The 12634-nt window shown below is 37.1% G+C and carries 11 protein-coding genes; all 11 read left to right on the forward strand.

Features of this window, described 5'->3' with window-relative positions:
- The first annotated feature begins 145 nt into the window (after window positions 1–145).
- The 11 genes from Q0039_RS09070 to Q0039_RS09120 all read left to right on the forward strand — a co-directional run bounded on the left by Q0039_RS09070 (window position 146) and on the right by Q0039_RS09120 (window position 12559).
- Window positions 146–1858: an ABC transporter ATP-binding protein gene (locus Q0039_RS09070; RefSeq protein ID WP_297511872.1), complete on the forward strand. Its 1713-nt coding sequence runs from the start codon at window positions 146–148 to the stop codon at window positions 1856–1858.
- A gap of 1 nt (window position 1859) precedes the next feature.
- Window positions 1860–2777 (forward strand): glycosyltransferase family 2 protein, encoded by a 918-nt coding sequence (locus tag Q0039_RS09075; protein ID WP_297511874.1) that lies wholly within the window; start codon window positions 1860–1862, stop codon window positions 2775–2777.
- A complete protein-coding gene (locus Q0039_RS09080; protein WP_297511876.1) occupies window positions 2767–3777 on the forward strand; it encodes an N-acetylneuraminate synthase family protein in 1011 nt (336 codons plus the stop codon). The genes Q0039_RS09075 and Q0039_RS09080 overlap by 11 nt, the downstream gene beginning before the upstream one ends.
- The gene (gene neuC, locus Q0039_RS09085) at window positions 3774–4931 is read left to right on the forward strand and encodes a UDP-N-acetylglucosamine 2-epimerase (RefSeq protein ID WP_297511878.1); all 1158 of its coding nucleotides are present in this window, start codon (window positions 3774–3776) and stop codon (window positions 4929–4931) included. The genes Q0039_RS09080 and neuC overlap by 4 nt, the downstream gene beginning before the upstream one ends.
- Entirely contained in the window at window positions 4931–5632 is a 702-nt protein-coding gene (locus Q0039_RS09090) for an acylneuraminate cytidylyltransferase family protein (protein ID WP_297511879.1), read from the forward strand. The genes neuC and Q0039_RS09090 overlap by 1 nt, the downstream gene beginning before the upstream one ends.
- Window positions 5632–7329, forward strand: a complete 1698-nt coding sequence (gene asnB, locus Q0039_RS09095) for an asparagine synthase (glutamine-hydrolyzing) (protein ID WP_297511881.1) — start codon at window positions 5632–5634, stop codon at window positions 7327–7329. Before Q0039_RS09090 ends, asnB begins: the two co-directional genes overlap by 1 nt.
- An 18-nt stretch (window positions 7330–7347) precedes the next feature.
- Entirely contained in the window at window positions 7348–8118 is a 771-nt protein-coding gene (locus tag Q0039_RS09100) for a class I SAM-dependent methyltransferase (protein ID WP_297511883.1), read from the forward strand.
- Window positions 8111–8902 carry a hypothetical protein gene (locus Q0039_RS09105; RefSeq protein WP_297511885.1) on the forward strand — a complete coding sequence of 264 codons (792 nt, stop codon included), beginning with the start codon at window positions 8111–8113 and terminating at the stop codon, window positions 8900–8902. Before Q0039_RS09100 ends, Q0039_RS09105 begins: the two co-directional genes overlap by 8 nt.
- A complete protein-coding gene (locus Q0039_RS09110; RefSeq protein ID WP_297511887.1) occupies window positions 8899–10293 on the forward strand; it encodes a hypothetical protein in 1395 nt (464 codons plus the stop codon). Before Q0039_RS09105 ends, Q0039_RS09110 begins: the two co-directional genes overlap by 4 nt.
- A gap of 65 nt (window positions 10294–10358) precedes the next feature.
- The gene (locus Q0039_RS09115; protein WP_297511889.1) at window positions 10359–11429 is read left to right on the forward strand and encodes a glycosyltransferase family 4 protein; all 1071 of its coding nucleotides are present in this window, start codon (window positions 10359–10361) and stop codon (window positions 11427–11429) included.
- Window positions 11426–12559 carry a glycosyltransferase family 4 protein gene (locus Q0039_RS09120; RefSeq protein ID WP_297511891.1) on the forward strand — a complete coding sequence of 378 codons (1134 nt, stop codon included), beginning with the start codon at window positions 11426–11428 and terminating at the stop codon, window positions 12557–12559. Before Q0039_RS09115 ends, Q0039_RS09120 begins: the two co-directional genes overlap by 4 nt.
- Window positions 12560–12634 lie beyond the last annotated feature (75 nt).

A 12634-nucleotide genomic window follows, 5' to 3' on the forward strand; every position in this document is an offset into this window, starting at 1 on the left:
ATTAAGGATGTGTTAAAACTATCAAAATATGTTTCCTAAATTTGAAGTGTAATTTTCAAGAATGCGAAATCAACTCAAGGCAATATTAAAATCTCAGTTTAAGTATCTGCATTTTTTTTACCGAATTTTGAAGGTACGATTAATAATGATTCTATTGATAAGTGTATTCTACAGTTTAATAGATGCGTTGAGTCTCACCATTTTTATTCCACTTTTTCAAATCGCTTCGGGGGAAGATACCGGTTCTGTTAGTCAAAAAACTTCCTATTTTATTCGGTTTTTCGAATGGATTGGTCTGCAACCTAATGTAAATTCAGTTTTACTATTGATGATTTTTTTCTTTAGTTTGAAAGCACTGTTTCGGTATGTCGATGTTTTTTATCGTGTATTAGCCACTTCATACTTCATTAAACGAATTCGCCACCGTTTATTGGAAGCTATTGCCAATGTTGAATATGCAAAATTTGTTACCCTTAATTATGGAACCATTCAAAACACGGTTACGGGTGAAATTTTAAATGTAAACAATGCATTTGCTCAATATATCTCGGTGATTCAAAATCTCATATTTGTCTTTGTCTATTTGTTATTGTCTTTTTTAACCAATCCAAAATTCACATTAATAGTCATTGTCGGCGGGTGGTTATCACGATGGGTTTTTAAGTCGCTATATAAAAGTTCAGAAACCTTATCTTTAAAAATTACCCATCAAAATAATGAGCTTTCAGGATTAGTGCTCCAAAAAACGGGCAATTATAAATACCTCAAGTCAACGGCTTTATTGGCGCGCTATTTGTCAAAAATAAATGATAAAGTAAATGCTATTGAAAAACAGGTCGTTGTTTTAGGTAAAAATTCTGCCAAAGTAATGGCATTTAGAGAACCAATAATCGTACTATTTCTTGTACTAGCTATTTTTATTCAAATGAATATTTTAGGGGGAAAGTTTAATGCGATTATCGTAATTTTACTCTTCTTTTATCGCGCATTTGGAAGTTTAATGAGCGTACAACAAAGTTGGACTGCATTCCTAAAATATGTAGGATCCGTTAATCATTACGAATCCTTTTTGGATGAATTGAAAACAAATGCAGAATCTACTCAAGGAAACTCTTTTCAATCTTTTGAAAAGTCCGTATCCTTATCAAATGTTTCTTTTGCGTATCAAAATGGAAAATCGATTTTAAACGCAGTGAATTTAACGATTCCTAAAAATAATTCTATAGCGATTGTAGGTAAAAGTGGATCGGGAAAAACTACACTCGTGAACTTAATCTGCGGATTATTAAAACCCTCGACAGGTGAAATTGTAGTTGATGGCCAACCTTTACGTACCATAAATCTGGCTTCATTTCGTCAAAAGATCGGATTTATTGCCCAAGAAACAGTTGTGTTTAACGATACCCTTTTTAATAATGTTACCTTTTGGGATGAAAAAAATGAATACAATGTAAAACGCTTTAATGAAGCAATTAAGAAAGTGGATTTGGAAGCGTTTATGCAAAGAAGTGAAAATGGAGCCGATACCATACTAGGCGACAGCGGGGTCGTTATGTCGGGAGGACAACGGCAACGCTTATCCATTGCTAGAGAATTGTATAAAAATATCGAAATACTTATTTTGGATGAAGCTACTTCTGCTTTGGATTCTCAAACCGAAAAATTTATACAAGAAAGTATTGAAAATTTAAAAGGTCAACTTACCATTATCATTATTGCACACCGTTTATCCACAATTAAACATGCCGATACCATTGTTTTACTAAAGGATGGAGAGGTTGAAGCTTCTGGGAATTATCAGGAATTACTTCAAAAATCGGCAACTTTTGCACAAATGGTAGCCCTTCAAGAATTGTAACATGAAAAAATTCGCCGTACTTTTTACTACAAAAAATCGTAAAGATGCGCTTATTTTTACGTTGCAAAAAATTGGAGATTTGATAGACCGGCCAGATGTAGAGTGCATCGTTTGTGATGATGCCTCAACTGATGGCACCTCAGAATATTTAGCACTCCATTATCCAACCATCCAGCTCTTGCGCAATGAAACGACCCAAGGGTTGATTTTTAGTCGCAACCGACTCATGGCAGCAACTCAAGCTGAATATGCGATTTCGTTGGATGATGATTTGCATTGTATTACCCAAAATCCGTTAGAGAAAATCGAACACTATTTTCGCGCGCATCCCGAATGCAGCGTATTGAGTTTTCGCATTTTTTGGTCTATTCATGAACCCGAGTCAACCGAAACCCAACAAAAGCCACATCGTGTAAAAAGTTTTGCTGGGGGCGCTCATGTATGGCGTGTTGCCGATTGGAATACAATTCCACCTTATCCCGAATGGTTTTTCTTTTACGGAGAAGAAGATTTTGCATCGTATCATTTGTTTAAAATCAATAAGCAAGTGCATTATTTCCCCGAAGTATTGGTCAATCACCGCGTGGATTTATTAGCGCGTAAAAAAAATGCCGATTACCATATACGTCTTCGAAGAAGTTTGCGATCGGGTTGGTATTTGTATTTTTTATTTTACCCAAAACGAATAATACCTAACCGACTAGCGTATACGATTTGGATTCAATTATCAAAACGTATCAAGAAAGGCGATTGGAAAGCACTCATTGCAATTTTTCAAGCATTATGCGATGTATTGCGTAACTTTGGGAAGTTGATGAAAAACAGCAACCGTTTTTTAAACGAAGAATACCGTACGTATTTTAAGTTGCCCGAAACCCAATTGTATTGGAAACCCACTGATGAACACCATGAAAAGTAATTCCGTATTTATCATAGCCGAAATAGGTCAAGCCCATGAAGGAAGTTTGGGTTTGCTTTATTCCTACATTGATGCATTAGCAGAAACTGGCGTAAATGCTGTTAAATTTCAAATGCATATTGCTGCCGCCGAAAGTAGTATTCACGAACCTTTTCGTGTACAATTTGCAAAAGAAGATGCTACGCGTTATGCCTATTGGCAACGGATGGGTTTTACATTTGAACAGTGGCAAGAAATAAAAATGTATTGTGAAGCGAAAGGGATGGAGTTTCTTTGCTCTCCTTTTAGTAATAAAGCGGTGGATTGGTTGGAAGCATTAGCCGTAAAAAGATATAAAATTGGTTCGGGTGAAGTCTTTAATCATTTGTTGTTAGAGAAAATTATACAAACTGGAAAACCCTTATTGGTCTCAACGGGCATGAGTAATTGGGATGAATTAGATGCAACTGTAGCTTTTTTACGGGCACGAAATGCCGATTTTTCCTTGCTTCAATGTACCACATCATATCCGACAACTCCCGATCGATATGGATTAAATGTAATTCAAGAGTTAAAAGCGCGTTACCAAGTTCCTGTAGGTTTTTCCGATCATTCTGCGCAAAAATCAACCGGTATCGCTGCAGTGACTATGGGGGCATCTATCCTTGAATTTCATGTTGTTTTTGACCGACGTCAGTTTGGTCCCGATTCAAGTTCTTCACTTACGATTGATGAAACAAAGGAATTAGTACTAGCCCTACGGCAACTAGAAGTTGCACTAGCAAATCCAGTTGATAAAAACGATGGGGCGCCCTTTCATGAGTTGAAAAAAATGTTTGGAAAATCATTGGCAGTCAATAAAGACTTAAAAGCAGGACATGTGCTGACTTTTGAGGATTTGGAAGCAAAAAAACCTATGGGATACGGAATAGATGCTAAAGAATTTCAAAAGGTCTTGGGTAAAAAACTTATTTTTGACAAACCGCAATGGGATTTCTTAACCGATGAAGATATACAATGAAAAGACGTAAAATAGCTGTCGTTATTACTGCCCGACCTTCTTACAGCCGAGTTAAATCGCTTCTCCAGGCCCTTAAGGAGCATCCCGATTTGGAATTGCAATTAATTATTGCTGCGTCTGCCTTATTGGACCGTTATGGTTCAGCGGTAAACTATATCGAAAAAGACGGCTTTTCTATTGCAGCCAAAGTTTTTAATGTTTTAGAGGGAGAGAATTTAACTGCAGCTGCCAAAACAACTGGCATAGGTATTTTAGAATTATCATCTGTTTTTGACAATATACGTCCCGATATTGTAGTGACTGTTGCCGACCGATTTGAAACAATGGCTACAGCCATTGCAGCGTCCTATATGAATATTCCATTAGCGCATATTCAAGGAGGAGAGGTTACGGGTAATATTGATGAAAAGGTACGTCATTCCATTACAAAACTCGCCGATTATCATTTTGTGGCCTCAGAAAGTGCACGTGAACGGGTAATCAAACTCGGTGAAAATGCAACATTTGTATTTAATACAGGATGTCCTTCTATTGATTTAGCTCAAGAAGTACTCCAGCAGGGCGGACTTGCATTTGATCCGTATCAAAAATACGGAGGGGTTGGACGTCAGCCCGATTTATCTAAGGGTTATTGGGTTGTGATGCAACATCCAGTAACCAACGAGTACCAAGATTCTCGGTTACACATTGAAGAAACCTTGAAAGCAGTTGCTAAATTAGATAGTGCTTGTTTATGGTTTTGGCCTAATGTTGATGCTGGAGCCGATGGAACGTCTACGGGAATAAGAAGTTTTCGGGAAAAAAATCAATTAGAAAACGTTCATTTTTTTAAGAATATGGATGGAATGGATTTTCTAAACCTTTTACAAAATTCCAAGGGATTAATTGGCAATTCGAGTGTTGGAATTCGCGAATGTGCTTTTATGGGAGTACCGGTTATTAATATTGGTTCCCGTCAAAATAGACGAGATCGAGGCAATAATGTGATCGATGTTGGCTACAATGAGCATGAGATTATTCAAGCCATTCATCATATAGGTGCACAATCACGTCCAATACCTTCTAATGTATATGGTGGTGGTGATGCCGGAAAAAAAATTGCTGCAATTTTGGCTCATGTCCCCTTACAATTTCACAAAACAATCGCGTATTAATGACAATTTTAGCTTTAATACCGGCTCGAAGTGGTTCCAAAGGTGTTCCTGGGAAAAACACCAAATTATTGGGAGATAAACCTTTGTTGGCTTACACGATTGAACATGCATTGCAAACACAACTTTTTACTAAAGTTATGGTTTCAACCGATTGTGAATCTATTGCTGCCATCGCTAGAAATTATGGTGCAGAAGTACCGTTTATTCGACCGGCTGCACTCGCAACTGATACTGCCTCAAGTATATCAGTGGTACAACATGTCCTCGAAAGCTATAAAGAACGAGGGGAATATTATGATGCCGTTTGTTTATTGCAACCTACCACGCCGTTCCGAGCACCAAATTTAATTGCCAATTGTATTCAGAAAATGAAAATTGAGAATTGGGACGCCGTAATCAGTATGCTACCAGTTCCCGATGAGTTCAATCCGCATTGGGTTTTTGAGGCCGATGAAAAGGGTGCATTGCATATTGCTACTGGAGAATCTACAATCATTTCACGTCGTCAGGACCTGCCGCAAGCGTATTATCGGGATGGTGCGGTCTATTTAACGCAAACAAAATGGTTGGAAAAAGGTTCGTTTTATGGAGAAAAATTAGGTTTTGTACTTTCGGATCCCCAATATATTGTCAATATTGACACCCCGGCTGATTGGGATAAAGCAGTACAGTTACATCAATTATTGAATTTGAAAAGCTAATGTGCGGAATTGCCGGAATACTTGGAGCGGCTGCTTCTGAAAACACCGTATTAAAGTTACTTGAAAAACAACGGCATCGAGGTCCCGATGCTGAAGAATATTGGTGCCAACCCGGAATTGCTTTAGGTCATAATCGGCTGAGTATTTTGGATTTATCTAAAGCCGCTAACCAACCGATGTTTAGCCATAACCGCCGCTATATCATGGTTTTTAATGGGGAGATTTATAACTTTAAAGAGCTTCAAAAAGAACTAACTTCCTTTCATTTTACGACCACATCAGATTCAGAGGTCATGCTTGCAGCTTACCAAAAGTGGGGAGTAACGATGTTGTCCAAATTAAATGGAATGTTTAGTATTGCTATTTGGGATACGGAAAAGCGAGAACTGTTTTTGGCACGTGATCGATTTGGAGTCAAACCACTGTATTATTCCTTTTGTAACGGAAGTCTTTATTTTGCAAGTGAAATAAAATCGTTATTTCATGTAGGGGTTCCGAAGGTTATGAATGAACCCGTATGGGCTGCCTACTATAAAAAAGGGTCCTACGGAATGCCAAATCAGTCGTTTTGGAAAGGTGTTGAACAGTTGCCAGGTGGTAATTATGCAATTCTTTCGCTCGAAGACACCACACTACAACCACAGCTTTGGTATGATTTTGTTGACCGGATAAAAAACACGCCAAAATTACCAGTTACTGAATTAAAAGAATCCTATGAAGCCCTTTTATTGCATGCCATTCGATTGCGTTTTCGCGCTGATGTTCCAATTGGTATGAACATCAGTGGCGGTCTCGATTCATCTATCTTATTGGCTATGGTAAATGCCCATTTGCCTTCTCATGAAAAAATAGATGCCTTTACTTTTTATTGTAATGACCAAAAATACGATGAATTGAGTTGGGTTGAAGATTTGATTTCCAATACTGGATATCACCTAAATAAGGTGTTGTTTACTCCTAATGCGGTTCCCGATTTAATACAAAAAGTTAGCTACTTTCAAGATGAGCCTTTTGGAGGTTTTCCAACATTGGCCTACAGCTTACTGTTTGAAGCTGCCCGAAAGAAAAATATACCGGTTTTGTTGGATGGTCAAGGAATGGATGAGGCTTGGGCAGGATACGATTATTATTTTACGGATTCGAATTTTTTAATACAAGGATTAACGACCAATCCTGTGCATCCGGAATGCATCGACCCTGAACTATTGGCACAGAAACAAATAGAAATTTATGATAAACCCTTTGAGAGTCAACTGCAAAACCTCCAATACCGGGATTTAATGTATACTAAAATACCACGCGCCCTTCGGTTTAATGACCGGGTAAGCATGATGTACGGTGTAGAATTGCGTGAACCATTTTTAGATTATCGTTTGGTCGAATTGGCTTTTGCTCAAGAGGATGCCCTCAAACACAATGGAACCGACTCAAAATGGTTGTTGCGCGAAATGGTTAAAGACAAATTCAATTCTACTATAGTTTATGCCCCAAAAAAAGCATTACAAACTCCCCAGCGTGAGTGGATTGGTATGCAACTGCAAGAAGCGTTTAACGATTGGATTCATCAATTTTCAAAATTAGATTTTGTCAATCGCAAACAAGTTTTATCCATTTGGGACCAATATTGTAAGGGAAATAATGATAATAGTTTTTATATTTGGCAATGGGTAAACAGTTTATTTCTACTTCAGAAATAACTTTAGAATTTCGGTCAAATGATTCAATCAATAAAAAAAAATATTCATTTTAGAACCAAGCAAAAAATCAAAAACAAGTGGAAAGCTTTTTTGGGTTTTTTTGCTTTTGGAAATTTGACCCAACGGGCAATATTGTTTAAAACCGACAAATGGGGTGGGCACTTTTACACCCCTCATTACCAATTGCATTTTAAACCCTATCGATTTAAGCGTGTAAAATTGTTAGAAATAGGAGTAGGGGGCTATGAATCTCCTTTTTCTGGAGGAAATTCGCTTCGGATGTGGAAATCATATTTCCCATTGGGTAAAATATTTTCGCTCGATATTTATGATAAATCACCCCAACAAGAATCCCGAATAAAAATCTTTCAAGGCAGTCAAGTCGATTTTGAATTTTTGCAAAAAGTTATTGCGCATACCGGTGAATTGGATTTGATTATTGACGATGGAAGTCATATTAATGCGCATGTGATTCAAACGTTTGAGTTTTTATTTCCCAAATTAAAAAAAGGAGGAATCTATGTTATTGAGGATACCCAAACTTCATACTGGGAGCATTATGGCGGAACTTCTAATGATTTCAATCAAAAAGGAACCATTTATGAATATTTCAAATCTTTAATTGACGGATTAAATCATTCGGAATATATGATACCGGATTATCAGCGCAATTACTATGATGCACACATTATCTCGATGCATTTTTACCACAACATGATTTTTATTTATAAAGGGGATAACAATGAAACCTCTAATTATTTGATGAATAATAAAGTGAAGAATGGATAAATCAAAAATTGCGCTAATTTCTACAGTTATCAATTTTGAATTATATCAAAAATCTTCTCCTTTGTTTCCAAAAGGCATCCAAAACTATGTGATTGATGGACGAAATGGAATGCATGGAATACATAGCCTACATTATCTTTTTAAAAAATTAAAAGGAAAAGGAATTGAATGGTTAATAATGGCAGATGAAGACGTTCTTTTTACACAGTCGGATATTGTTTTTTCATTAATTGAAACCATGGAAAAACAGCAATATACCGTTTGTGGCGTTCGCGACGGAGGTGTAATTGCGCACCGCAATTATAATCCCTTTGTTATCAATACGTTTTTTTCAATATTGAATTTCAAGGCCATTGAAAAAATATACAATAAAAGGGAAATCCAAAACCATCAGTATTGCACTCCAGGGGAATTCCAGGATGATATTTCGAAATTACCGTATGCTTACAATACGGAAAGTACATTTGAAATGTATTATTGTTTTTATTTCTGGCTGCGCCGAAAAGGGCATCGGTTCTTGTTTCTCGATTCAATTACAGAATCCGATTCAATTGCTAACTCGATTTATGTGAATGGCAAAAAAATGCTAACCCATACCTGGTATGCTCGTAGTTATGGTATTAATGCAAAGCATACCGAGCGAATCGAAACTTTTCTAAATCAAATCCCAACCTTAAATTCCACCAGGCCAGCAGTGCCTATTTTATTCAAAAAAAGTACCTTTACATTGCAACAAAAATGGAAAAAGTTTCTTGCTAAAATTCGCCATAAACTCGCACAATGAAAAAACTCGGAATCGTAATTACAGACGGCGTAGGGTACCGCAACTTTATCATGAGTAATTTTATGGAGGAAGCGGTTCCTCAAATGGATCAAATTATTATTTATTCTGGTTTGCCTGCTTCGATTTATTCTATTGACCAATGGCCAAACGTAACGGTTCATGAATTGGATGTTTACCATGAAGGACCGATTTCTTTTATTTTTAGAAAATGGAAAGAAATTGCGCATATGGAAAAAAGCAAACACAATTTCGGCATGACTGATAATAACCGAACGAATTATCCAAAGTCGAATAGTTTGAAGAATTTGATTGTTAAGTTTTTTTATATAGTATCTCGAGTTTACAGTTCAAATGCAACAATACTTTTTGCTGAAAAGTTACAATTTTTGGCGTTTTCAAAGCATAAAATAACCCGATCGTATATTGAACTCCTAAAAAAAGATCAACCCAATTTGGTCTTTTTTACTCACCAACGGCCGTCGTATTTAGCACCATTTTTATATGCTGCCCAACGCGTGAAAATTCCAACGTGTTCATTTATTTTTAGTTGGGATAATTTGGCTTCCAAAGGGCGAATGTTGGGAACATTTGATTATTTTTTAGTTTGGAGTCAATTGATGAAAGATGAATTGATTCAATTTTATCCCAATACCAATCCTGATGGCGTGAAAATTGTAGGTACACCTCAATTTGAGCCCTATTTTTTATCCCAATACCAAACGGATCGCGCTTCTTTTTTAAATCGATTTCAGTTGGATGAGTCAAAAAAAATTATCTGTTTCAGCTGCGCCGATAAATCAATCGGTGGAAATGACCCACTTGTAATTCAAATGATAGCTGAAGCGATTCGACAAGAAAAATTAGCCGTGAGCGCCCAATTGATAGTACGCACCTCACCAGCAGAAGAGCCTACGCGTTTTGAAGCTATTCGGAAGGACTATCCCGAAATTAGATGGAATTATCCCCATTGGATACAAACCCGCTCGAATCATGATCAGATGTGGTCGCAACGGATACCAGCGGTTGAAGATATTTTTGATTTACGGGCAATTATTGAACATTCCGATATTAATGTCAATATGTTGTCTACTATGAGTTTGGACTTTATGCTTTTCGGCAAGCCGGTAATTAATACGGTAATGGGTACTGAAACAAACGGACTGTACAATGACAGTCGCTTTTTGAAATATGCCCACATCAAAACCGTTTTAGATTGTCAAGCAACCCAAATCGCAAGAAATGAAACAGATTTAATTGCAGCGCTCAACCGGTATCTTTCTCATCCCGAATATGATGCAGCGGCTCGTGAAAAGTTGATTGAAATTGAAGTTTGCAAACCAATTGCGGGCATAAGCAAACGCATAACCGATGAATTATTACAATGGATGTAGTACGAAAGCAATTTTTTAATAAATGCTGCATTCAAGTAATTAAGCCAATTATTACCTTTTAGTAAATGAAAAAAATAGCGGTACTTTGTAACTACCGATTACTACCAGAGCGTGTTGGAGGTATGGACCATTTTTTTTGGTTGTTTGATGCCCAATGTAAGACGGCGGGCTATCAGATCGATTGGTTTTTTCCTACAATCTCAAGACATCAGGGGTATGCAAATTTGGATTTGTTTTCTAGTCAAGAGGGTAATGTAGAAATGTATTTTTTAAATCATTTCGCTCAAAATAATTACACTCACGTATTTACCCATTTCATTGAGATTAGCACTTCGTTTTTTAAACGTTTCAAGTCGACGTATGATGCTAAAGTAATTGCGGTCGATCACAATCCGCGACCAGTGGGAGGGTATTCGCTAAAAAAAAGAATTGAAAAACGATTAAAAGGTTGGCTTTATTCAGGCGCTATTGATCAGTTTATTGGTGTTTCGGAATATTCACGTCAACAACTAATCAAAGAATTAGGAAATCAAATACAATCCCGAACCCATGTAATTTTTAATGGATTACCTACAGCACAATTGGTCAAACGTACAGACACGCATTTTCGTGGATCATTTATTGTCGCTTGTCATTTGCGAAAGGATAAGGGGATTCAAGACCTAATTGAAGCCATTCGTATTGTAGTTCATCGTTTACCCCAAGTTCCATTTTCAATTGAAATTTATGGCGAGGGTTACTATGGTGATTCATTGAAGCAAATGGTGCTAGACTATCAATTAGAAAACTATATAACGTTTAAGGGAAGTGTGTCCCATTTGTATGCTTTATATGCACAATATGATTATTTAATTCATCCTTCTCATGGTGAAACCTTTTGTTATTCGGTTGTAGAGGCCTTATTATGCCGCCTACCGGTTATTACAACAAAAAATCAGGGAAATGTACTCGGATTGGTTGAAGAACCAATCAACGGATTTTTGTATGACGTTGGAAATGTAGATCAATTGGCTACCCTTTTACAAAACCTAATTGCCAATCAGAAAGTTTTAGATAATTCGGTAACTTACAACACTAAAGTTGATGCATTGACATTGGCGCAAATGGTTCATCATTATTTCCAATTAACGCAATGAAAATAGGCTTCCTTACAATAGAATATCCCCATCCAAAAATTGGAAATTCAGGTGGAATTGGAACGGCAATTTACAGTTTGGTGCGCGGTCTTCAAGCCCTAGGCCATCAAATTACAATTATTGTTTACGGTCAACCTCAGGATTTGATTTTTGAAGATGAGGGGATTTTGTTTTATGTGGTAAAAAACAAGGAAGTCAAAGGATTGTCTATGTATTTGACTCAAAAAAAATTGCAACGTCTTCTCAATACGTTGTATTACGAAAAGCAAATAGAAGTCTTAGAAGTCCCCGATTGGCAGGGTGTAACCGCATATGTAAATACCCAGTGCCCAATAGTTATGCGTCTGCACGGGAGCGATACCTATTTTTGTGCTCTCGAAAATAGAAAACTAAAATGGCGCAATCAGCTTTATGAAAAGTTAGCGTATAAAAAAGCGACTGGAATTATTGCGGTGAGTGATTATACAGGAAATAAGTCCAATCAAGTATTTGGTCGTTCACGTCAATATCGGGTTGTTCCTAATGGAATCAATTTAGAAAATTTTACTCCTTCTACTACCTCAGATCCGCATACGATTTTGTATTTTGGGACCTTAATACGTAAAAAGGGATTATTAGAATTACCTTTAATTTTTAATAAAATCCATGAAAAACATCCAGAGGCTCAGTTAGTATTGGTAGGTAAAGATGCTGCAGATGTTCTAACAGGCAATCGATCGGTTTGGAAAATGATGCAGCCTCTGTTTACAGCAAGTGCCTTGCGTAAAGTACAATATGTAGGCGCTGTTCCTTATGATGAAATGCGTCAATGGATTGCTAAAGCAACGGTTTGTGTTTTTCCTACTTTTGCCGAAGCCTTACCCGTTTCGTGGTTGGAAGCTATGGCCGTTCAAAAGCCTTTAGTGGCCTCAAATATCGGTTGGGCCTCAGAGATTATTACACATGGTATTGACGGTTTTTTGGTGCATCCTACCCATCATCAAGAATATGCCGACATGGTGGTTCAACTTTTGGAAAATCCCGCATTAGCAAAAACGATGGCTCTTGAAGCCCGAACTACGATTGAAAAGAGGTTTCGTATTGAAAAAGTGGCCGCTCAATGGGTTGCAACGTATCAAGAGTTACTGTAATAATAACTGTTGAAATATATAAAAATCGTTTCATAACCCAATAGCCTATAATTTTCTATTGGTTTTATAGCGCTC

The sequence above is a fragment of the Flavobacterium sp. genome (assembly GCF_027484945.1).
GTDB lineage: Bacteria > Bacteroidota > Bacteroidia > Flavobacteriales > Flavobacteriaceae > Flavobacterium.